This is a genomic window from Acinetobacter sp. R933-2 (assembly GCF_030325485.1).
Lineage (GTDB): Bacteria > Pseudomonadota > Gammaproteobacteria > Pseudomonadales > Moraxellaceae > Acinetobacter > Acinetobacter sichuanensis.
Genome location: NZ_JACAIJ010000007.1, coordinates 51,850 through 75,682, shown reverse-complemented (window position 1 = coordinate 75,682; position 23,833 = coordinate 51,850). Strand labels below are relative to the sequence as shown.

The 23,833-nt window shown below is 38.0% G+C and carries 19 protein-coding genes, 1 pseudogene and 1 CRISPR repeat array; of the genes and pseudogenes, 11 read left to right on the top strand and 9 right to left on the bottom strand.

The features are described 5' to 3' along the window. Window positions 1-47: 47 nt before the first annotated feature. Window positions 48-1,155: direct repeats of the CRISPR family, unit length 28 nt; unit sequence GTTCACTGCCATATAGGCAGCTTAGAAA. A gap of 117 nt (window positions 1,156-1,272) precedes the next feature. The 3 genes and pseudogenes from HX005_RS09905 to HX005_RS09895 form a co-directional block, all read right to left on the bottom strand. Beyond that, window positions 1,273-1,428, bottom strand: a pseudogene (locus tag HX005_RS09905) (helix-turn-helix domain-containing protein); the annotation flags it as partial. A 135-nt stretch (window positions 1,429-1,563) separates the two neighbouring features. Beyond that, window positions 1,564-2,781 (bottom strand): CaiB/BaiF CoA transferase family protein, encoded by a 1,218-nt coding sequence (locus tag HX005_RS09900; RefSeq protein ID WP_107007925.1) that lies wholly within the window; start codon window positions 2,779-2,781, stop codon window positions 1,564-1,566. A gap of 22 nt (window positions 2,782-2,803) precedes the next feature. Next, complete coding sequence (locus tag HX005_RS09895; protein WP_286377223.1) at window positions 2,804-3,595, bottom strand: IclR family transcriptional regulator; 792 nt, start codon at window positions 3,593-3,595, stop codon at window positions 2,804-2,806. Between the two features lie 394 nt (window positions 3,596-3,989). Between HX005_RS09895 and HX005_RS09890 the strand changes: the two genes are divergently transcribed. Beyond that, window positions 3,990-5,174, top strand: coding sequence for an acyl-CoA dehydrogenase (locus tag HX005_RS09890; RefSeq protein WP_107007923.1), 1,185 nt, complete (start codon window positions 3,990-3,992; stop codon window positions 5,172-5,174). A gap of 202 nt (window positions 5,175-5,376) precedes the next feature. On the opposite strand, the gene HX005_RS09885 is transcribed toward HX005_RS09890, so the two are convergent. Next, the gene (locus HX005_RS09885) at window positions 5,377-6,354 is read right to left on the bottom strand and encodes a GlxA family transcriptional regulator (RefSeq protein ID WP_286377222.1); all 978 of its coding nucleotides are present in this window, start codon (window positions 6,352-6,354) and stop codon (window positions 5,377-5,379) included. Between the two features lie 104 nt (window positions 6,355-6,458). Between HX005_RS09885 and HX005_RS09880 the strand changes: the two genes are divergently transcribed. Next, a complete protein-coding gene (locus HX005_RS09880; RefSeq protein WP_286377221.1) occupies window positions 6,459-7,004 on the top strand; it encodes a cysteine hydrolase family protein in 546 nt (181 codons plus the stop codon). 135 nt (window positions 7,005-7,139) lie between these two features. Here HX005_RS09880 and HX005_RS09875 read toward each other — a convergent pair whose 3' ends face one another. Both HX005_RS09875 and HX005_RS09870 read right to left on the bottom strand, forming a co-directional pair. Further along, complete coding sequence (locus HX005_RS09875) at window positions 7,140-8,141, bottom strand: AraC family transcriptional regulator (RefSeq protein WP_286377220.1); 1,002 nt, start codon at window positions 8,139-8,141, stop codon at window positions 7,140-7,142. Continuing rightward, window positions 8,138-9,064, bottom strand: a complete 927-nt coding sequence (locus HX005_RS09870) for a GGDEF domain-containing protein (RefSeq protein ID WP_286377219.1) — start codon at window positions 9,062-9,064, stop codon at window positions 8,138-8,140. Before HX005_RS09870 ends, HX005_RS09875 begins: the two co-directional genes overlap by 4 nt. A 322-nt stretch (window positions 9,065-9,386) precedes the next feature. Here HX005_RS09870 and HX005_RS09865 point away from each other — a divergent pair, with 322 nt between their 5' ends. The 5 genes from HX005_RS09865 (at window position 9,387) to HX005_RS09845 (ending at window position 16,052) form a co-directional block, all read left to right on the top strand. Then, on the top strand, window positions 9,387-11,876 hold the full coding sequence (locus HX005_RS09865) for a TonB-dependent receptor (protein ID WP_286377218.1): 2,490 nt from the start codon (window positions 9,387-9,389) through the stop codon (window positions 11,874-11,876). A gap of 95 nt (window positions 11,877-11,971) precedes the next feature. Beyond that, on the top strand, window positions 11,972-13,966 hold the full coding sequence (locus tag HX005_RS09860) for a phytase (RefSeq protein WP_286377217.1): 1,995 nt from the start codon (window positions 11,972-11,974) through the stop codon (window positions 13,964-13,966). A gap of 111 nt (window positions 13,967-14,077) precedes the next feature. Further along, entirely contained in the window at window positions 14,078-14,767 is a 690-nt protein-coding gene (gene tolQ / locus HX005_RS09855) for a protein TolQ (RefSeq protein ID WP_107007917.1), read from the top strand. An 11-nt stretch (window positions 14,768-14,778) separates the two neighbouring features. After that, window positions 14,779-15,222: a protein TolR gene (tolR, locus tag HX005_RS09850; RefSeq protein WP_286377216.1), complete on the top strand. Its 444-nt coding sequence runs from the start codon at window positions 14,779-14,781 to the stop codon at window positions 15,220-15,222. Continuing rightward, window positions 15,222-16,052, top strand: a complete 831-nt coding sequence (locus HX005_RS09845; protein ID WP_286377215.1) for an energy transducer TonB — start codon at window positions 15,222-15,224, stop codon at window positions 16,050-16,052. Before tolR ends, HX005_RS09845 begins: the two co-directional genes overlap by 1 nt. Window positions 16,053-16,177: 125 nt before the next feature. Here the strand turns inward: HX005_RS09845 and HX005_RS09840 are convergent, their stop codons facing one another. The 3 genes from HX005_RS09840 to HX005_RS09830 all read right to left on the bottom strand — a co-directional run bounded on the left by HX005_RS09840 (window position 16,178) and on the right by HX005_RS09830 (window position 19,228). After that, the gene (locus HX005_RS09840) at window positions 16,178-17,272 is read right to left on the bottom strand and encodes a DUF6670 family protein (protein WP_286377214.1); all 1,095 of its coding nucleotides are present in this window, start codon (window positions 17,270-17,272) and stop codon (window positions 16,178-16,180) included. 98 nt (window positions 17,273-17,370) lie between these two features. Further along, the gene (locus HX005_RS09835; RefSeq protein WP_286377213.1) at window positions 17,371-18,276 is read right to left on the bottom strand and encodes an alpha/beta fold hydrolase; all 906 of its coding nucleotides are present in this window, start codon (window positions 18,274-18,276) and stop codon (window positions 17,371-17,373) included. Window positions 18,277-18,301: 25 nt separating this feature from the next. Then, entirely contained in the window at window positions 18,302-19,228 is a 927-nt protein-coding gene (locus HX005_RS09830; protein ID WP_286377212.1) for a metal-dependent hydrolase, read from the bottom strand. Window positions 19,229-19,637: 409 nt separating this feature from the next. On the opposite strand from HX005_RS09830, the gene HX005_RS09825 reads away from it, so the two are divergent. The 4 genes from HX005_RS09825 (at window position 19,638) to HX005_RS09810 (ending at window position 23,819) form a co-directional block, all read left to right on the top strand. Further along, a complete protein-coding gene (locus HX005_RS09825) occupies window positions 19,638-20,690 on the top strand; it encodes a beta-keto acid cleavage family enzyme (RefSeq protein ID WP_286377211.1) in 1,053 nt (350 codons plus the stop codon). Window positions 20,691-20,790: 100 nt separating this feature from the next. Beyond that, complete coding sequence (locus HX005_RS09820; protein WP_286377210.1) at window positions 20,791-21,612, top strand: SDR family NAD(P)-dependent oxidoreductase; 822 nt, start codon at window positions 20,791-20,793, stop codon at window positions 21,610-21,612. Window positions 21,613-21,675: 63 nt separating this feature from the next. Then, entirely contained in the window at window positions 21,676-22,404 is a 729-nt protein-coding gene (locus HX005_RS09815; RefSeq protein WP_286377209.1) for a carboxymuconolactone decarboxylase family protein, read from the top strand. Window positions 22,405-22,484: 80 nt separating this feature from the next. After that, window positions 22,485-23,819 (top strand): MFS transporter, encoded by a 1,335-nt coding sequence (locus HX005_RS09810; protein ID WP_286377208.1) that lies wholly within the window; start codon window positions 22,485-22,487, stop codon window positions 23,817-23,819. The last annotated feature ends 14 nt before the right edge of the window (window positions 23,820-23,833 follow it).

Here is a 23,833-nt window from a genome sequence, read left to right as displayed (position 1 = left end):
TAGGCAGCTTAGAAAACCCACATCAAGGTCAATACCAAACCCGACGTGTTCACTGCCATATAGGCAGCTTAGAAACATCTTCGTAGCTCATTGTCTAAGGTCTGGATGTTCACTGCCATATAGGCAGCTTAGAAAAAGAGAAGTTTAAGCGTACGATCACCCTGAGCGTTCACTGCCATATAGGCAGCTTAGAAAAACGAGGGCACGACAGCATACTTGGTCATCACGTTCACTGCCATATAGGCAGCTTAGAAATGCAATCTTCGTGATAGTTGGCGTTGCATCAAGTTCACTGCCATATAGGCAGCTTAGAAAAGTGAGACGGCGACATTTTTTGATTGAGATACGTTCACTGCCATATAGGCAGCTTAGAAAATATCGAGTGTTGTGTGAAAATGGGTGCAATTGTTCACTGCCATATAGGCAGCTTAGAAATATTTGTAGGGGTAAATTTTTACCCCTATAAAGTTCACTGCCATATAGGCAGCTTAGAAATAAAGAGCAACGTTTCCAATCTACAGAAATTCGTTCACTGCCATATAGGCAGCTTAGAAATGTAGCAGTCCAAGCATTTGCGTTATAGTCTGGTTCACTGCCATATAGGCAGCTTAGAAATTCAGACCTAATTACAGAGGAAAGTTCAACGCGTTCACTGCCATATAGGCAGCTTAGAAAACAAAACTAGGGATTGCTAATTATGAAAATGTGTTCACTGCCATATAGGCAGCTTAGAAATATTTTTGCAAACTCTAAATATTGGGTCTCTGGTTCACTGCCATATAGGCAGCTTAGAAATATTTTTGCAAACTCTAAATATTGGGTCTCTGGTTCACTGCCATATAGGCAGCTTAGAAATGCAAAGCCTATCTCAGCTTGAACGGCTGTATGTTCACTGCCATATAGGCAGCTTAGAAATTGACAGGATTAGGTATTGGATAATTAGATATGTTCACTGCCATATAGGCAGCTTAGAAACGAGCAATCACAGAATCAATCGTTTTAGAATTGTTCACTGCCATATAGGCAGCTTAGAAAATTGGGAGTTCACAAAGAATGATACAAGGTAAGTTCACTGCCATATAGGCAGCTTAGAAAACTGTCGGATCTCATGTCCTCGCCAATACTTAGTTCACTGCCATATAGGCAGCTTAGAAATCTATCTTATATAAAAACGTCTTTTGTCCCAAGTTCACTGCCATTATAGAAAGCATTTAATTTGCTTGTAAAACAGCCTTAATTTTTTCTATTCTGTAGAAATTATTTTTGAAAATATCATTGATGACTGAAGTTTTGACGCCAGTGATCGGGGGATGTGCCATATTTTTGCTTAAAAAGTCGGCGAAATAGAACGGTATTATTAAAACCCGTTGCTTCAGCTATTTTTTCAATTGAATAATCAGTAGATTCAAGAAGTTCAGCGGCAGATCTAAGCCTTTCATTATATAGTTAGTGAAACATTATCATTCTAATCTATAGCTAACACAGCTTCAAAAGCTAAGAGCAATGTTGAAGAATATTGCTCTTAGCTCCCGAAATAAGCTTCTGAAGATGCCTGATTAATCTTTATTTAATAATGTTGTGTTTGACGAGTTCCTGAATTTTGTCTTCATCAAAGTAGTGTGACAGTACTGAAAATGTATGTTGACCTAAAGTTGGAGGAGGTGATTGATATTCTACTGGTGTATCAGAAAGTTTAAGTGGTGAACCAATCATTTTAAAATTTTGATTCAATGGATGTGCTTGCTCAACGACCATATTTCGATGCTTTACTTGGGGTTCATCAAGTGCTTGAGCAATATTATTAATTAAACCAACAGGGACTTTGACTGCATTGATTTTTTCGACCCAATATGCTGCATCTTGGCTCATAAAGTGATTTTGCAAAGTTTCAGTCAAAGCTATTCGGTGTTTAACACGCAGCGCGTTCGTTTGAAAATCCATATTTTGATTTAAATCAGCACGATCAATTGCATGACATAAAGCTTTAAATTGTGAATCATTACCGCAGGCTAAAATAAAATGACTATTTTTAGCTTTAAAAACTTGATATGGCACAATATTTGGGTGGCTATTTCCTGTTCTTACTGGGGCGATATTTGAACTTAAATAGTTCATGCCCTGATTGGCTAACATACTGATTTGTACATCAAGCAAAGAAATATCAAGATGCTGTCCTATACCTGTTTTATTTCGTGCTAAAAGCGCGGCTTGAATCGCGATGGTTGCATATAAACCTGTAGTTAAGTCGGTAACAGCAACACCAACTTTTTGTGGACCACCTCCTGCTAAATCATCTTTTTCTCCTGTGATAGACATGAGTCCACCCAAACCTTGAATAATAAAATCATATCCAGGTTGTTCAGCACGAGGACCCGTTTGACCGAAACCTGTGATTGAACAATAAATTAATTTCGGATTGATTTTCTTTAAGCTTTCATAATCCAGACCATATTTTTTTAATGAATGCGTTTTAAAATTTTCAATCAAAATATCGCTATTTAGAACCATTTTTTGAATAATGTCTTGACCTTCAGGTTGAGCAATATCAACACATACAGAAAGTTTATTTCGATTTGCTGTCTGATAATATGCCGACTCTTGGGTATTTTCTCCCTGATCATCTTTCATCCAAGGTGGACCCCAGAAACGGGTGTCATCACCACGATCTGGATGTTCGATTTTAATCACCTCAGCGCCTAAATCTGCCAATATTTGGCTGCACCATGGACCTGCAAGAACTCGGCTTAAATCAAGAACTCTAATTCCTTCTAAAGCTCGCATAAAAAAACTCCGTATTTAAAAATTAAATAGCATCAGCGATGTCTAAAGCTAATTGTTTCAAAGGTGTTTCAAGATATTTGATGTATTCTTTTTCATTCCAAGAGCCACTTGGCACACTGGCATTTAGACTGTATGTGACTTGGGCTCCATCTTTGGATGGAATCGCAACTGCAATGGCTAAAATCTCTGAAGAGAAATCACCATGTGAAATAGAGAAACCATTTTTCTTATAAAAATCAGTATGTTTTTCTAAGTTTTTCTGGGTTTTTTCTATCTGTTCATGATCTCGCTCTGCAATATAATCCATAATAATTTTTTGGGTCTTCGTATCACTATTTGCAAAATAGGCACGTCCAATTGCTGTTTGTTCTAATGGAATTTGTGAACCTGCTTGTAAATTAACAGAAATTTTTGAAGGACTACGATGAGCAATTAAGTAGGTCATCATACCTGCCTGATGAATAGCAAGGTTGACTGAAACCTGATATTTTTCTGCAAATTCAAGCATTTGTGGGCTAATAAGCTTTACAACATCATATTGAGTAAATGCTGTATTGCTTAAAAGTACCGCCTCACGTCCAAGCAGATATTTTCCGTTTGAATCTTGAATAAGATAATTCATTGAAATTAAAGTAAAAATTAAGCGAGTTACAGTCGCTTTAGCCAAACCTGTTGCTTCACAAATTTGTTGATGAGACAAGGGCTCAGTAACGCCTGTAAAGCAGGACAGGACATTTAAACCTCGTGATAAAGAAATAATAAATCTTTGATCTTTCATTAATTCATCAATATTTTCAATTTTTTTTGACTGCATGGCTTTACATTCTCCAAAAATGATTTTAAAGTTGTTTTATAAAGTGAAACCATAGTTCCACAGAGTAAAACTGATAAATATAGATTATCAAAAAATGTACAGAAATCAAGAAATTTTTTGATTGAAGATATAAAAATAATGAAGAAATCGTTTTTTAATTTCTTGATTATTAAATCAGTTTTTTAAAAATGGAAAATATTGTTCTAGATTGAACATGGAGTAATAAAATGGAAAGTCATCCCCTTCGAAATCCGAATCAAAGCGCGACTAATTTTGAAGAGTATTTATATAGTGTTGTCTACTAAGATTGAATCTGGACGATCTAAATAGATATTCCTACGACTTAAAACAGCATATCAAACGAAAATATATTTAAAACTTAAGGACATTTTTTATGGCAAATTTTAATTGGGAAGATCCATTTCTAATCGAAAATCAATTGGATAGTGATGAGCGTCTGATCCGAGAAACCGCATATCAATACAGTCAAAATAAATTAAAACCGCGTGTATTGGAAAACTTCCGCCACGAAAAAACCGACAGTACGATTTTCCGTGAAATGGGTGAGTTGGGTTTACTTGGACCAACTATTCCCGCTGAATATGGTGGTGCAGGTTTAAATTATGTCAGCTACGGTTTGATTGCACGTGAAATCGAGCGTGTAGACTCTGGTTATCGTTCAATGGCAAGTGTACAAAGTTCATTGGTGATGGTTCCGATCAATGAATTTGGTACAGAGGCTCAAAAACAAAAATATTTACCTAAACTTGCAACAGGTGAATATATTGGTTGTTTTGGTCTGACAGAACCTGACTTTGGTTCAGATCCGGGCAATATGGCAGCAAGAGCTAAAAAAGTAGCAGGTGGTTATAGACTCACAGGCAATAAAATGTGGATCACCAACAGTCCAATCGCTGATGTTTTTGTTGTTTGGGCAAAAGAAGTGGATGAAGCAGGTCATGTAGGTGATATTCGTGGATTTATTTTAGAAAAAGGCTGGGAAGGTTTATCTGCGCCAACGATTCATGGCAAAGTAGGTTTGCGTGCTTCCATTACAGGTGAAATTGTGATGGATCAGGTCTTTGTTCCTGAGGAAAACGCCTTTCCTGATATTCGAGGTTTGCGTGGTCCATTCACTTGTTTGAACAGTGCTCGATACGGTATCGCGTGGGGAGCAATGGGAGCAGCAGAGTTTTGCTGGCATACTGCACGACAATATACACTTGACCGTAAACAATTTGGTCGTCCTTTGGCTGCAACACAATTAATTCAGAAAAAATTGGCAGATATGCAAACTGAAATTGCTTTAGGTTTACAGGTTGCTCTACGTTTTGGGCGTATGAAAGATGAGGGCATTGCTTCTGTTGAAGGAACTTCATTAATCAAACGTAATAATTGTGGGAAAGCCTTAGACATCGCGAGACAAGCACGAGATATGCTGGGCGGTAATGGGATTAATGATGAGTTTGGCGTTGCAAGACATTTAGTAAATCTTGAAGTGGTCAATACTTACGAAGGAACACATGATATACATGCACTGATTTTAGGGCGAGCACAAACTAATCTTGCGGCTTTTTAAACTGTAAAGTTTCGCTTAACGGGTTGGCATAAATAACAAGACTTTTATTTTATTCAGGTCGCCATTAAATCTTGTCTTTTAGGCATAGGTATCTACACATTTTATGTATAGATACCTAGGTGTCTTTAAGGTAGAAAGACGATCAAGAGTTTATTCAACTCGTAGCATTGAAAATATCACCCACATTATTTTGATATAAGCTTTAGTGTAAATTTGAGTTAAATCTTTGACGATATTCGCTAGGTGTTAGCCCAATAATTCGGTTGAAGACTTTTCTAAAGGCGCTTGGATCATTGTATCCAACTTCCCAAGAAATCCTGTCAATTGAAACCTGAGAATTTTGTAGCTTTTCACGAGCATGATCAACGCGCAAATGTTGACAATAATCAATACTTGTCATTCCTGTGGCTTTTTTAAAGCGTCTTAAGAAAGTTCTCTCTTCCATACACGCATATTTAGCTAAGTCAGATAAGTTAATTTGTTCGGTATAAACGTCTTGAAGCCATTTCTGAACTTTTAAAATAATGTCATCCCCATGATCGAATTTTGGAGAAAAAGCTCTGTAATAACTTTGTTGTCTCCCCGGTGGGTCTACCAATAAAATTTGTGCAGTTTTAAGCATCGTTGTTCGATCAAGATAGCGTTCAACGAGTTGTAGTCCTAAATCAACCCAAGCCATCACACCACCTGCTGTAATAATCTCTCCAGTATCTATAATCAATGGGTCAAGATCTAACTGGATGTGTGGAAAGCGTTTTTCAAATAACTCTTTATGTTGCCAATGCAAAGTAATCTTTTGGTTTTGTATAAGTCCAGTTTCACCCAGTAAAAATGCACCTGCACAAATAGATGCCAAAATAGCACCATTTAAGTTTTGTTGTCTTAACCAAGGAATATAGGTCTGTGCAAGTTGAATGGAAATAGGATCTGCTAGGCTAGGTGGCAGTATGATGATACTGGGTTCTGTATGAAGTTCAGGATATGTTTCATCAATTCGAATCACTTTTTGCGTTATACAATCAAATTTCCAATGACTGACTTTGAGTGTCGGAAACAGTGCATCCTGTTTATTTTTATTAGACAAATTAAAGAGATCAGTCAAACCAAGTACAGTAGCCATGTGAACTTCAGGATAAATAAGCAGACCAATTTCAACGATTCGCTTGAGATCTTTGGACATTTGTCGGTATCACCTTGAAGAATGTCGATATTGTCACTTGGTATATTGGGCTAAAAAGGACAAATTATCAACTCATGATATTAATTTTGACTAAGGAATGAGTTATGACAAAGCAAGCGATTTTGGTTATTGATCTACAAAATGAGTATTTACCTACTGGAAAATTACCTTTGGTCGGTATTGAAAATGCAGCAACCAACGCAGCAAAAATTATTGCAAATGCACGTGAAAATGACATTCAGGTGATTCATGTACAACATGTTTTTGCGCATGGAGAGATGCCTGTATTTGAACCAAATTCAAATGGTATAGAAATTCAAAAACAAGTTGCTCCTCTTGATCATGAAGTTGTCATTGTTAAAAATTACGTGAATTCATTTTTACAGACAAACTTAAAACAAGTTTTGCAAGAAAATGCAATTGAGGAATTGGTTATCATTGGAGCTATGAGTCATATGTGTATAGATGCTGCTGTGCGTGCAGCCTCTGATTTTGGTTATAAGGTCAAAGTTGTTCATGATGCTTGTGCAACACTAGATTTAGAATTTAATGGTCTCAAAGTTCCAGCAGCATATGCACACGCAACACTAATGGCAGCATTTCAATTTGCTTATGCTGCGGTTATTTCGACAGATGATTATCTTTCTTGATCTTATTTTGACATATACCCCTCACTTTGGGTTTTTAAGTGAGGGTGTTAAACATTGAAAATTTTGATAAATTTAAAATCATTTCACTTTTTTAAATGGTGCACAAATAAGAGATATAACATTTGATATTGAATATTAAGGTTGTGCCGCTTGTACGTTTAAACCACTCCATCTTTTAAAAGCACGTCTAAAATTGGTCGTATCATTGATTTGTAAATATTGAGAGATTTGCTCAGTTTTAAAACCATGAACTCGATATAGCAAAATAGCGGTATGTAACCGACTTTGATCAAGTTGTGCTTGAAAATGGGTCTGATGTTTTTTTAATTTTCGTTTTAAAGTTGCTGAGCTCATTTGGAAATATTCGGCTGTATGTTCTAATTGAATATTATTTTGAATATTCTGCATGAGATATTGATGTAATTGAAGTAAAAAACTACAGTGAATTTTTTGTTCAGTCATGTGTTGTAATGCTTGTTGATAGCAAATCATAGAAAGGGTTGCTGAGGCATTAGGTAAGGGATGATGACATAATTCACGTGATAAACTCATCATATTGATTGGGCGATTAAAACTTAAATCACTGCCTAAATGTGTCCAATATTGTTCAATATATTCAGGCTCAGAAAAGTTAAACTCAAATTTCCATGGTAATTTTTCTTGATAGAGTTGACGGCTTAAGGCTTGTACAGCACTCATTGAACTTTCAATTAAAAAACGATTTTCAAATTTATTTTCATCTAGCCAATATAAATGTAAATGTGTCGAGCTACGCATTATTCTTGGGCATAACCACGGAGAAACTAAGGAAAAAAACTCAATATAACGAGAAAATACTTCGTCCAGATGAGCTGCATATAATATAGATTTAATAGGATCATTAAAAGGTGTAGTTAAACTACGCTGACCAAATAAAAAACTGATATCTTGATTACGAAAGTATATTTCTGAATTTTTCAATACATGTTGCAGTTGTTGAACACTAATTTTTTTAGTGCCAGCAAAAATATCTTCTAAAAATATACCACTGCCACTCAGCAAACGGTGATGTTCAAGACCATGACTGATTGATAAATCAATCAAAATAGAAAGATGATCATGGGCGGGCAAATAAGCGTAGTCACATTCAAAACTCATGCTATAACTCGCTGTAATGAATGACCTTGTTTAGCTTTGACTAAATTTTGATTGAGTTCATAAAGAATATCTTTAACGCTATGATCAGGATGGACTTCACAGCAAGTTGTCATGGCTTTTAAAGGAATACGTACCGCATGTTGATGATGATAATATGCGCAAAAGCTGATGATTTGTTCTAATTGTAAAGCAATTTGTTCCGCATGTTTAAGTGAAGTATGAGGTAAAAGTATAATAAAGCGATCACCTGCAAAACGGCAGAGTAAGTCATCTGAACGTAAGTTTAAACTCAGTAATTGAGAAACATGTTGTAAGATTGCCGTTCCTTCATCAAAACCATGTTGTTGATTGATTTTATTAAAATTATGCATGTCAAATAAAACAACTGAAGATGAAAAGTTCTGTTGTTGCTGAGCTTCAATTGTTGCTTTTAACTGATTTTTAAAATAATGCGCATCTGCCAAAGGTGTTAGCGCATCAAATAAGCGATGATCTCGAAAAATCCGTTCACGTTTTTGTAGCTGTTTATTGATGGCTAGTTCTTCGATATGCCAAAAATAAATACCTATGGTCAATAAGCATAAACCAATAGGGAAAGGAATAGATTCTAACCACGCATCCCAAACCATTTCTTTAGGAATACGAATAAATTCATCTAAAAGATCCATCCACATATGGAAAAAAATAAAACATAAACCCAATAATATATAGTGAGTCACATAGCCTAAGCGACGACTTTTAATAATAAAAAAAATCCAAATACCAATAAAAATAGTTGCACCACCTTCACCAAAAATATCGACCCAATTCCATTCAGATATAGATTTATATTGACCAAGCCAAAGAAATATAAGCAGTACAAAGCTACAAATCATACTCAATACAGCAAAAGTCCAGCGATGATAAAACAGATATTTAGGCATATTTCATAATAATCACCAATTTGTGCCCAAGCTAAACAAATAAAGATGACAATTTTATGGCAAAGCTCATAGTCAAATGAGATCAGCGTATTTTTAGTTGAATCATGGATTTTAGGATGATTTTAAACAATGCTTGGTTTAAATAGAGAAAATCATCTCATTTTACTCAATCAGAGCAGGTCAAATAAGCTCATTTAAACTTTAAAACTGGCAAATAATTGAGAAATTTAAAGTTTATAAAATTTACTGTCATAGAGTATTCATCTTTGCTTTTTATTGTGCGTTCAAACCATGCCAATTTGGCTTGAGGGGAACAGTGATCATGCGACATAAAAAGAGTTATTTACCATATCCGAACAAAACACAATTTCAACTCAGTGCATTAGTTGTTGCGATGTTTAGTATGACGCATTTGCATGCAGAAGATCAGGCAATTGAATATGTTCAAGTCATTGGGCAAGTTGCCAGTATGGATCAAGCATTAAAAGAACAAAAACGTGCTGATCAAATTAGCAGTGTGGTACATGCTGATGGAATTGGACAATTACCAGATGATAATGCAGCAGAAGCATTACAACGGATTTCAGGTGTATCTATAGAGCGAGATCAAGGCGAAGGGCGTTTCGTTTCTGTTCGTGGTCTAGGTGCAGATTTAAATACAGTTACTATTAATGGAACTTTAGTTCCAGCACCTGAAAGTGATCGACGTGGAGTAGCACTTGATGTACTGCCTTCAGAATTAGTCCAATCATTGGCTGTCATTAAAACTTTAACGCCAGATTTAGATGCCAACTCTTTAGGTGGAACCGTACAAGTCGAAAGTTTATCAGCTTTTGATCATGATGGCTTATTTTATACAGGAACAATTGAGGGTAGCTATGAAGATAAACGAGAAAAATATAGCCCAAAAATTTCAGGGGCAATGAGTAATAAATTTAGTATTGGTGATGGTCAAGATAATTTAGGTGTTGCTGCTGCATTAAGTTATCAAAATCGTAAATTTGGCTCTGATAATGTCGAAACGGGTGGTTCATGGGATGGAAAAGCCTTAGAAGAAACCGCAATGCGTCAATATGATATTGAACGTGAGCGCATCGGCGCAGGACTAAATTTTGACTATCGACCTAATAGTGATGGAGAATATTATTTAAGAACATTATATAGTCGTTTTAAAGATACTGAGTCTCGTCAGGAAGTTGCGGCGACCTTTGCTGATCCTCAACGATCAGGACAACGTGGTGATGCCGAAGTTACTCGATCACTCAAAAGCCGTGAAGAAACACAGGAAATTCAATCTTTTGTCATAGGTGGCAAACAAAATTTAGCAAAAACATGGACTATTGAAGGGCAAGTCGGTTATAGCGAAGCTTCAGAAGAAAATCCCGGAGGAATTTCAGGCGCAAAATTTAAAGGCGACTTTGCGAATGTTGGTTTTGAAAGTAATCAAAAACCTGTCATCACAGCCGATCAAGATTTTTATAACGCAGAACAATATCAGTTAGATACAATCACTTGGGAAAAATCAAAAACCACAGACAAAGAATACAATGCGAAGTTGGATTTGTTAAAAGACTATATGTTGGCGAATTATGCTGCCACTTTAAAATTTGGTGGAAAAATAAGTCAACGTGAAAAAAATAATGATACTGAAGAGTGGAAATATAAGAAATTAACAGGTTCAAATGCTGACTTTAATCAAAATAGCCATTATGACTTAGGTCTGTTTGGTCCTACGATTGATGAAGGTTTAATAAAAGATAAAATTGCCGAGCTTGATCCAAAAAAATATCATGTTGCAGATAACTCTATCATTAATGATTTTAAATCGAATGAAGATATTCAAGCCGCTTATGTCATGAATACTATTGATTTAGATCGTTTACGTCTGATCGCAGGTTTACGTTACGAAAATACCAGATTTGAAGCTCAGGGTTTCGAATTTAATGATGAGGTCATTACTGCAACAAAATATAAGAATGATTATGACCATTGGCTACCCAGTTTACATTTGCGTTATCAACTCGCTGATGATGCTTATTTAAGAGCAGCATGGACAAATACGGTTGTGAGACCAAACTTTGCACAAAATGCACCAGGTATTTATATTGATGGTGATGAAGCTGAATTTGGGCAACCGATGCTTAAGCCTTTAGAAGCCTCCAATTTTGACTTAGGTCTAGAAAGATATTTTGGTAAATCCAGTATGGTCGGATTTTATGCATTTTATAAAAATATAGACAATTTTATTTATGCAACAGATCTGGCAGGAACAGGGCAATGGACTGATTTTGATGAAGCTTTGACCTATAAAAATGGTAAGAAAGCAAAGCTTTATGGCATGGAGTTTGCCTATTCACAAAAATTTGAACATTTAAAATCACCACTGAATGGTTTACTTATGGGTTTTAATACCACTTTAAGTAAGTCTGAAGCTAATATTGATGCCATGAAAGATGGAGAATTATTAAGCCGCCGTATTCATTTTCCGAGTCAGTCTAATGTTGTCGCAAATGCAATGCTAGGTTGGGAAAATGAAAATTTTGGGTTACGTCTTTCTGCACATTATAAATCTAATTCTTTGTTAGAGCTTGGAGATATTCATGCACCAGAAAAAGATATCTATAGTGATGATCAGGTTTTTTTAGATTTTAGCAGTCATGTAAATTTATCTAAAAATTTACAACTCAAATTTGATGTTCAGAATATAAGCAATGAAAATTATTATAACTATGCAGGTAGCAAAGCCTATAACGCCCAGTATGAGGAATATGGCACAGCCTATAAATTAGCGCTCACCTATAACTATTTTTAAATTTTTTTAAATAGCAAATTAAACACCACGTTGAAAGTAGTGCCTTTGAGATGACAAAGGCACACAAAAACTGCATCTTAAATTTGAGTATTCCTATGAATTGTTTGTCTTTTAAATTAACGACTTTAAGTACGTGTTTATTGATTTTAAGCGCATGTACACAGCACAATGTTGAAAATAAAAAACTTTTAACGCAACAAATCTCTGCTACAGCGATCAGCATTGATCAACCCGCACAAGAGCAAATACAGCTCCGTAAAATAGAAAATCAGGGCGTGAAAGTCGAAGATGTGCAGTGGTTAAATCTTCCAACATGGTCTGAAGTCGCGATGGTTGTGAGCAGTAAAAATAAAGGGCTTCAGTTTTTAGACCAGAAACAAAATGTTGTACATCAAATTGAAGGGCAATTTGGACGTTTTGACTATCGAGTTGGCTCAGAATATTTTTTATTTGCTGCAACAAACTTACAAAAACAGCAAATTGAATTATTCAATATGGATCTAAAAACTAAAGCATGGCATCCATCTGTTTTTATTCCAAAACGTGATTTTAAAGCCGAAGCTGTCTGTTTATATACAGACCAACAAGGTTTTAGCTTTGCATTTTTAGTGGGAGAAGAGGGTCTTGGTGAGCAATGGTTAATTGCCAATCAACAGCAAGTTTTACAACAACCACGTTTGGTACGCAAACTCAGCTTTCCTCCTGAAAGTAACTTTTGTAAGGTCAATGATGTTACTGCTGAGTTATTGATTAATGAGCCAAATGTAGGAGTTTGGGCATATCCTGCTCATTCAGAAGCAGATTTAACACGAAAAGCAGTAGATATGGTGAAGCCTTTTGGTTCAATTCAAAGTTCACCAGCAGCAATTGCGATCGTCGATGATCAAGTTGCAGTAATAGATGAAAAATATCCTTTAATTTATCGTTATCAAAAGCAAAATAATGAGTGGAAAGTACAACCAGCCTTGCAACTCGATACGCTAAAAGAAGCAAAAAGTTTAAGTGTTCAAAGTCATTTAACTCAGGGCAATGCACTCAATAAATCACTGCTTATTTTAGATGATAAATCAATAAAAATGGCAAATATTGATTGGGCAACTGAAAAGCAAACTGAGCAGAAAAACATAGTGACTATCGCTGTAGAAACACAAACAGATGTAGTCCCTAGCACGGGTGATGCAGCCGATGATCCTGCGATTTGGCACAATTTACAGCAACCTAGCCAATCAAGGATTTTGGCTACGGATAAACAAGGAGGTCTTCAAGTTTATGATTTATCAGGTAAAACCCTACAGTATTTAGCCGTAGGTCGCTTAAATAACGTTGATGTCAGATTTGGTTTTCGCTGGGGTAATCAAACCATTGATCTGGCTATTGCAACCAATCGTGATCATAACAGTTTACATCTTTTTGCTATTGAACCGATGACGGGGAAAGTTTCTGAATTGGGTCAGTTAGCGACAACATTGGATGATATTTATGGATTTTGCATGTATCAAGACCAACAGGGTGAGATTTATGCAATTCCAAATGACAAAAATGGCACATTCATTCAATACCAGATTAGTGCATTAAATAAAAAATTAAAAGCACAGGAAATTCAAAGATTTTCTGTAAAAACTCAACCTGAAGGTTGTGTCGTAGATGATCGTAATGGTCATATTTTTCTGGGTGAAGAAGATGTCGCTGTATGGGTAAAAGACCTTAATCCTCAAAAACAAACAGCCATGCAACAGGTCATCGCCGTTGGGGATATTTTACATGATGATATTGAAGGTTTAGGGCTTTATCACGGTAAAAATCAAACTTATCTCATCATTTCTAGTCAAGGGAATGATAGCTATGTGGTCGTAGAAGCCAAAGCTCCTTATGTAGTTCGTGGCGCGTTTCGTTTAGGGATAAATCCAGAAAAAGGGATAGATGCTGTATCAGAAACAGATGGTCTAGCAGTCAGTCCAAAAAACTTTTCGGGTATTTGGCAGGAAGGCATATTCGTTGTCCAAGATGGACGAAAACGCATGCCTGAAGCAAATCAAAACTATAAATATGTACCTTGGAGCAAAATTGCTCAAGCACTCAAACTGGACTAAATCTTTATACAAAATGAACTGATATGAAAAAGTTCATTTTAAAAATGAATACCTTACTTTTTTTAAAATGTCTTGATGCGATAACACAATCAAGACAATGTGGAGTTTTTTATGCAAGCAACAATGGATCAAATGTCAATTTGGATGTTAATTAGTCATGCAAGTTTATTGGTCAAGTTAGTCATGCTGATTTTGGTTTTAGCCTCATTTTATAGTTGGTATTTAATTATTCGGCATAGTTTACTTTTACATCGACAAGAACAGTTGTGGAAAGGCTTTGTTCATCACTTTAGGCAACAAAAAGATTTATATGTTTTACAACAAGATTTTCAACAACCCGAGCAGCAACAAGGTGTTATTGGTATATTTCAACATGGTTTTGATGAATATCAACAACTTAAAGTAGATAAACAACTCCAAGCAACTGATGTGATCGATGGTGTAGAACGTCGTTTACTCAGTAAAATTAGTGAAGAAGAAGAAAAGTTACAACAGAACTTAACGTTTTTAGCAACAGTGGGTTCAGTCAGTCCTTATATTGGTTTATTTGGTACAGTATGGGGAATTATGAATGCATTCATTGGCTTATCTACAGTTGAGCAAGCAACATTAAATACCGTAGCACCCGGTATTGCTGAAGCTTTAATTGCAACTGCGATTGGTTTATTTGCAGCGATTCCTGCTGTGATTGCTTATAACCGATTTTCAGCACGTGCAGAAAAGTTATCTGGTCGTTATTACGGTTTTGCAAATGAATTACAAACACGAATTTACCGCTTATTAGGGCGAAATACCAATTAAGGAGCGATAACATGATTAAGCGTCCTCAAAAATTAAAACTCAATGCTGAAATGAATGTCGTTCCTTATATTGATGTCATGTTAGTGCTCTTGGTGATTTTTATGGTGACTGCACCTATGTTGACGCAAGGTATTAAAATTGATTTACCTAAAGTATCTGCGGATGTCATACCTGCGTCACAACAACAGCATATTGTTACTTTATCCATTCAGGCTGATAGGCAATATTACTGGAATATTGGTTCAGAGCTCAATACGAAAAATATTACAGATCAAGCAGTTGATTTAAAAACAATGCAAAAAAAATTGATGCCTTTAATCCAAAAAGATCAAGCAATACAATTTTATATTCGTGCTGATCATCATGCAGACTATGAACTTGTGGCTCAAGCGATTGCCGTTTTACAAAAAAGTGGTGTGAGTCAGTTAGGTCTGGTGACTGAGGAGCCACAATGATGAATATAGTAGGATCTAAACGCGGTTTATATGATCATGGTATTGCACTCGCGATTACATTTGCAATGCACATGGGCATATTATTTTGGTTAACTACAGTAGAAATGACCAAGACTTTCATTGAACCTCAACCAAAAACCATACAGCTTAAGTTTGTGAAAATTCCATCTCCTGTGGAAGATAAAACAGAACTTTTACCTTCTTCACCCTCTAAAGTTAAAGAACCTACAAGAGAAACGCCTACAGCAACAGCATCAAAACCGATTCAAGCAAAAGAGCGGCAGGTACAAACACAGCAACAGACTCAATCACCCTCAAACTCAAAAAAACTGAATTCAGAGCAAGCAAAAGATCCTTTGGTTGAGACTCAACAAAAAGTTGCATTGACGACTCAAAAGACACAAATGACAGACAATACTGTTTTAGAAACAGCAAAATCTTATTCAGAAAAAATAACACAATCTATAACATCATCAGAAACTGTTTCAAAACAAGTGGAGAATAAAAAAGAATCAGAGGCAATACCGCAAGCACCACCCGTCAAAGATAACTTTGATGTTAAAAATTATCAGCCTATTGATAAAATCGCGCCAAGTTATCCTGAACAAGCTTTAGACCGAAAATTGGAAGGCGATTGTACTGTGATTTATAATGTCACAGACAAAGGGCGTGTTGAGAACCCGAAAGCACAAGATGACTGCCACCCTATGTTTATACGCCCATCGATTCAAGCTGCTCTTAATTTTAAATATCAGCCTAGACTTGTGGATGGTAAACCCACTCGTGTACAGAATGTTAAAAATACATTTCAATATCGTATTTCAAGTTAAAAAAGAGATTTGATTTTGAATAAAAAAACATTTTTGACAATGTAAATAGACCCAATGTACACAAACGTAAAATTACCTCCATCAACGGAGGTAAAAATACTCAAGTATGCTGTATCACTTAAATTTTAACGCCGATCAATAAACTCCATATAGCCACGACCTGTCATCTTTTGGTTTTTATAGCTGCCATGCCATTGATATGCAGTGACATATCCAGCACCCAGTCCGAAACAATAGGGTGTATCCACGGTGGCAAATATTTCCGCTACAGGCTGTTTCTGATGATGAATTTGCCAATAAAAGCTTTGGGGTGGAAAAATCTGATCACCATCTGGACTGGTCAGTGCTTGTTCAAAGTTTTTGGTGACTTTAAAAATAATCTCGCCGTCATATTGCAGGGATTGACCCTGAATATTGCGATAATAGGCACTGGTCAAAATCGGCTGCTGCTCATAGGCAATAAACACCAGCAAAATTTGTTCTTGTGCATTTAAATTGATGACCTGATAAGTAAAAATTTTCACAGGCAGTTGCACATGCTGGGTAATCCATGGCTGACGCAGTGTCGATGTCGCTACGGCATTCCAGTGTTCGAGTGTGCCCATTCCTTGAACTGCAACAGTCTTATCTTGTTGAATAATATGACCTTTATAGCAGATTAATTGGCTGAAATGACGGTATAAAGCACTGTGAGCAAACCAGGTTAATGCCTGTTGTGGTCTGAGTGTTAGCTCAACGATCAGATCATCCCGTGAGGTTTTGAGCAGATAATCATCACCTGAGCTGCTCAAACTTGACTGCTGACCAAAACTGATCGAAAAAGGTTCCTGACTAAAGCGCAGATCTTGCTGGATGGAATAGGTCTGATACGCTTCTTCGGTGGTGGACAGGGCAGTGCCATGTACCAGAGAAGCTGTATCTGCCTTGCCCAATGCAGACAGTCCGGCCTGTACATCTGTAATGGGGAAGCCGACATAACCAACAATGGCAGCAAATGACAGGTAACGATAGGGGGCAGGCAAATCTGGAATCATGATGCCATAGTGGGTACTGCGGTAAAATGGATGCTGCCCATGTGCATTCAAATTGGCTTGCTGAGGTAGATGTGGCTGACGTTCTGCGGTGACAGCACCCACCAACTGAGCCGCCAGTCGTGCAATGCCAGCATCTGTTTTTTCTTTGAATGTCTTGGGTTGTATTTGGCTATTGATCAGTTGCATTGCTCATTCACCTTTTTAGATATGCTGTAGAAACACAGCACATCTTGGCTGGTATGATGGTATCTGGGATCGTTTAACATTCATTAATTTTGTACTGTTTAGGCAGCATTTTTGCTTTGATTGTGACGACCAATATAATCGCTCAGAATCTGTGCAAGCTGTTCAGCATGACTGAGCATGACCCAATGGTTGGCATCAATTTCTGTATATTCAATATTTTCCACCCATTCACGCATACTTTCACTGATGGCACGTGGCACAAAAGGATCTTTGGTTAAAATCAGCATATGAGTGGGAATGGTGGTTTTCCGTGAAGAGGGCAGAAAAAGTGGTTTGATCATATTTTCACGATACAGAGCAATGCTGTGCAGTGCATCTTTCAGCATGGTTTTACTGACAGGCACCGTAGTTTTTTGCAACTGAGCGACAAATTTAGGCCATACCTTATACAGACCTGCACGCCAGCTTAGCTCAGGAATAACAGGCAGCTGGAAAAACACCATATAACTGGAACTGGTCATACGTTTGACTACATTGCTGTAGCCTTCGAAACTGTTTTTCTGAACTTCACGTCTAAACCACCAGCCAATCGCATCCAGACTGGGTGTCATGGCGGTATAGCTTGCAACCTGATCTTTTAGACGATCATCCAATATGCCTTCCCATGCCTGCAACGAACCCCAGTCATAGCTGACCAGATGAACCGCTTTATTCGGACTGGTGGCAGCAATAACCTGTTTTAAATCTTCAATCAGATAGTCACTGTGAAAGTGCTTTTGCCGAGCTGGAATATCTGACAAGCCTGTACCACGAACGTCATAGCTGACCACGTGAAACTGTTCAGATAATTTGTCTGCAAGTCGATCCCACACTTCAGCAGAATCCGGATAGCCATGCAGCAGGACAATGGTTTCCTGCTCAGGACTGGATTTACCCCATTCATAAACAGCGAGTTTTAATGGATTGACGTGAATAAATTGCAACGTTTTTGTTGTGGTATTCATTGGACTTACTCAATTAAAATGATGTTCAGGATGTGATTTGATGGTTAGCAATCACGCCTGCCGACTGGTTGATATAATTGACAGCCAGTTCAGTGGAACCTTCATGGTAGGGATGATAATCACGTTTAAAATAACGAAAAGACGTCTGGATAAACCACCATGGCGATGGGACAAAGTGTTGATTGGCTGCTTTTTGCCATTCTTTCCAGAAGCCCCATTTTAATAAGCCTTTTTGTGATTTTGGAAGTTCGGGGTCAGATTGTGCCAAATGGGTTGTACCTACAACCATCAATCCAGTAAAGATTGGAGCGAGTCCTGCCATGACTGTACTGCGCATGGCGTAACTGCCACTCAAATGCTGAAATAAATCAAAAGCTACGGTGCGGTGTTCAACTTCCTCAGCACTGTGCCATGTAAATAAGTCACTGACCACAGGATCACAACCGCGTGCTTCCCAGTGCGCTTTGGTCAGGACATATTGCCCTAATGCACAGGTATAATGTTCAGCCGCAGCGACAATTGCAATTCGAAACATCAGCCATTGTTTTTCCAGTGCTTTTGGAATTGTTATACCAAAAGGTTGATCTGCCAATGCAAAATCAAATATTTGGGCAGCACGGTTATAATGCTCCTCAATATCAACCCCATATTTCTGTAAATATTGTTCTATGGAAATTTTATGCGCCTGTGCATGAATAGCTTCCTGACGAATAAACACTTCCACATCTTTTTTAAGCTTTTCATCCGTAATATAAGGTAAAGCCTTATTGAACATCCGACAGAAGAAATATTCGCCACGTACTAAGGTAAAGCTGAAATGATTAACGGCATGACTGGCGATTGGGGACTGTGGAATCCAACGAAAAGGCGAAGGTGTCTGCCAATCAAACTGTACTTGTCTTGGAAACAGGGACCAGTCTGCTGTTGAGATTTGTCGTGGAATTATTTTCATTATCTTTCCTAATATTCAGATGATCTTTTAGAGAAGTCATTCATTCAAAGAGTGCTTTTTAATTGGTTCCAAAAAGGAACCTGACTTAAAAATAAAGTGCAAAAATTATACTGTCAATGAATAACAGAATAATATTCTGTAATTGTCCTGAATCGACAATAATTGTGCTTTTTAGGATAAGTAGACATTGGTATTTAAATTTAGGGTATGGGGAAGTTGTGACTTATTTTGATGACATTTTTAAAATATAGAAAATAAAAGTATTCGTATTTAAACTGATCAAAAGTGACCTAATGATAAATTGATGTGACTTAATGATAAATTCTAACTGTGCTTAATTTGTATTTTGCTATGAGTGAAGAGTCAATGGATGGCTCTATAACAATGACTCAGTATGGAGCAAATACACATGAACTTTCTCGATGATAGCCTATTCCCAGAAAACCAAGAAAAATTGGTGATTCAGGTTGCACCTTATGGTCCACAATGGCTGCCAACCGATTCTACTGATATTGCAGTGACCATGGATGCGCAGATTCAAAAGGCGGTAGATTGTTATAATGCTGGTGCGACGGTTCTGCATGTCCATGTACGTGAAGAAGATGGTAAAGGCTCGAAAAAACTCAGCAAATTTAACGAAATGTTGGGGCTTTTACGTCAGGCTGTGCCAGATATGGTACTTCAAGTTGGCGGATCAATTTCATTTGCGCCTGAGTCTGAGGGTGAAGCGGCGCAATGGCTCGACTATGACACACGTCATATGTTAGCTGAACTGGATCCAAAACCTGATCAAGTCACGATAGCCATCAACACCAGTCAAATGAACATCTGTGAAATGCTGACACCAGATGATGTGGTAGGGACTATTTTAGAAAAGCCTGAATATTTCAAAGCGTATTCAGAAATGGTGTCAGATGCTCGCCCATCATTCTTTATCGAACATTTAAAGCGTTTGCAGGCAGCACAGATTCAGCCACATTTTATGTTGGGTCATGTGCATCAATTAGAAACGGTTGAACGTTTGATTCGTAAAGGATTATACACAGGTCCACTCAATCTGAACTATGTGGCGATTGGCGGTGGTGCCGCAGGTCTTGATCCTTCAGATTTAATTGAATTTACCAAACGCTCACCAGCAGGTTCAATCCTGACGTATGAAAGCGCAATGCGTGCTGTGTTGCCAATCAATACCATTGCCATTGCCCTCGGTATGCATGTTCGTGTGGGAATTGAAGATACCTTGTGGGGACGTAAAGGCGAACGTATGACCTCGGTACAGCAAATTGAACAAACTGTGCGCATTGCCCGTGAATTGGACCGTGATATTGCAACAGGCAAAGAAGCCCGTGAAATCTACAAAATTGGTCAAAGCTATGACAATGCGGATGAAACGATTCGCCAATTGGGAATGGCACCAAACCGTAAAGCAGGACAGCGTGGCTTTACTGTACCGGGGCTGTAATTTTTAAAGCACTCAAAAACCAAACAATAAGGTTCATCGTGTGTTGCAGTCACCACGATGAACAACTGAAAAATATATATTTTATAAATGGATTTTAACAATGGACTTTCAAAATAAAGTTGTCCTTGTAACGGGCGTGGGTCCTGGATTAGGCAAAGCCTGTGCTGAGGCTTTTGCAAAAGCAGGTGCAAAACTGGTGATTTGTGATGTCAATCAGGATACGTTGCAAGAAACACAAAAAAGCGTTGAAAAATATGGCGCAGAATGCCTTGCAGTGCAATGTGATGTGTCATCAAGTGCAGAAGTCACAGCAATGTTTGAACAATTGGTTCAGCATTTTGGGACTTTAGATGTGTTGGTTAATAATGCTGCCATTACCCCAAACTCTGAATTAGATACTCAGCGTCGCAACAAACTTTATCGTTATATGTCTACGCCTGAGCCAAGAGAATCTTTGGGTTTTACAACTTCCATCAGTGATGAAGAATGGCATCGTTATTGGGGTGTTAATGTACATGGCGTGTTTTATTGCACTCGTGAAGCTTTGAAAATTATGGAACCCAAGCGTTCAGGAAAAATTGTCAATATTGCTTCTATTGCAGGACTTTCAAGTAAAAGTGCGCATAGCCCACATTATTGTGCAACCAAGGGCGCAGTTATTTCATTTACTAAATCAGTCGCTTATGAAGTGGCAGGCGCCAATATTTTTGTCAATGCAATGGCACCTGGCGGTGTGGCAACACCACGTTTTAATGAATATTTAGACAATATTGGTGAAGAAGCACGCAACCGCTTATGGCAGGGTGTGCCTTTGGGACGTTTTGGAACGGTTGAGGAGTATGCAGGTACAGTGCTGTACTTAAGTGGTGAGCATTATCTGGTCGGACAGGTGATCAGTCCAAATGGTGGTGGGGTGATTTAACCCCTGACACATCAATAATTTAAACCTTCAACCACTGCAATATATGACTGAAATGGAACGACTATGACTCAGACACCTAATTATAATGCCCTGCGTGCAGCAGGAATCTTTGATGAATCACTGGATGCATTGGCAGAATGGTCACCTGAATGGACTGAAAAATTTATGGTGTTGGTGCAGGACACACAACTCAATAATGTACTTGACCCTAAACTTGTGGCATTGATCCGTTTAAATATTGATGTGACTGCAACGCATTTATATGCTCCGGGTGTGCAGCGTCATATCCGTGAAGCACTGCGACTGGGCGCAACCCGTGCAGAAATTTTGGAAGTATTTAAACTCGCCAGTGTGGTGGGGATTCATGCTTGTGCGCTGGGCGTACCCATTTTGGAACAGGAACTGACGCATGCAGGACTTACAGATGAAGCAGTGCAAGCACCTGCAACGCCTGTATGTGATGCAGTATGTGCACAAGGCATGTTTAATCCATTATGGGAAACGATATATCGCTGGGATCCTGTTTATTTGGAAAATTTCCTGAAAATGGGTTTTGGGCTGTGGAAAGACGGCATTTTACCGCCATTATGGATTGAATTTTTATGTATTGCTGGTGATGCCACAGTCACACATATGTGGGCACATGGTACACAGCGTCATATAGAAGCTGCGTTGGCATTGGGTGCAACACGTGAGCAAATTTTAGAAGTGCTGAAGATTGTCAGTTTACAGGGCATTGAAGCCTGCGAAATGGCAGTTCCTATGCTGGATGAAATTTTGAAGGAAATATAGCGCTCATTTTTCTAAAACTGGAACTTTGGAAATGAGCACAGGGAACGAATAGGGATATTGAATAGATTAGGAGAGTACACGTGAGTGCTGTCAATGAAGGAACACCGATTGAAAGTTTGAACATCACAGCAGAAGAACAAAAAAAGACATTTCGTAAAGTGGCTTTACGATTGCTGCCATTTCTGTTTTTAGCATATGCCATTAATGCGATTGACCGTATTAATATTTCTTTTGCCAAATTAAGAATGTCAGAAGATTTACTGTTAAGTGATGCTGCCTATGGAATTGGTGCAGCAGCATTTTTTGTCGGTTATTTATTGTTTGAAATTCCAAGCAATATGTATATGCAAAAAGTCGGTACCCGTGCCACATTGACCAGAATCATGATTCTGTGGGGCATTGTCACCATGCTGATGAGCACAGTTGAAAGTGCAACCAGTTTTTATGTATTGCGCTTTTTATTGGGTGTTGCAGAAGCTGGATTTTTCCCAGGTGTGATCCTTTATCTGACCTATTGGTTTCCTGGTTCCTTGCGGGGACGTATTACTTCAGTCTTTTTTATGGCAGGTATTATTGCAGGTATTGTCAGTGGTCCGCTTGCAGGTTGGATCATGAGCAGTTTTCATGGATGGATGGGTTTAAAAGACTGGCAATCGCTGTTTGTGCTGGAAGGTATACCTGCGGTAATACTTGGTGTGATTGCTTGGTTTTGGCTAGTCGACCAACCTGAGAAAGCCAAATGGTTAAGTCCTCGTGAAAAACTGGTGATTCAAACAAGTTTGGCTGCTGAAAGCACCCATGTCACAAAAAGCAGCGTAGCTCTGAAACAATTATTATGTGATCCGCGTGTGTTGATGACAGGCTTTGTATTTTTCTGTATTTATTCGGGAACCAACACCGTTGCATATTGGATGCCAACCTTGATCAAGGAGTTTGGTATTCAGGATATCCGTCAGATTGGAATGATTTCAAGTTTACCTTATTTGACAGCTTTAGTGGCAATGTACATTTTAGGGCGCAGTTCAGATAAGTTTTTAGAACGTCGCTGGCATTTGGCAATCACCATGCTGGTAGGTGCAATCAGTTTCTGTTTACTCGGCTTTTTTCAGGATCAAATTGGCTTATCCATTGGTTTAATTACCCTTGGTGCGGCAGCATGTTTATCTGCTGTACCTCTATTCTGGACCATTCCACCTGCATATTTATCCAGTACTGCGGCAGCGGCAGGGATTGCATTGGTCAGTACCCTTGGGGGTATGGCAGCAGTACTCAGCCCGATTTTGGTTGGGGCAATCAAAACACAAACGGGCAGTATTTATATGGCATTTTCAGTCATCGCTGCATTGTTGGTGCTAGGTGCAATCACGCTTTTACTTGGAATTCCTGCACGTTTAATACGTGAGCGCAAAGTCTAAGTTTCTCTTCACAA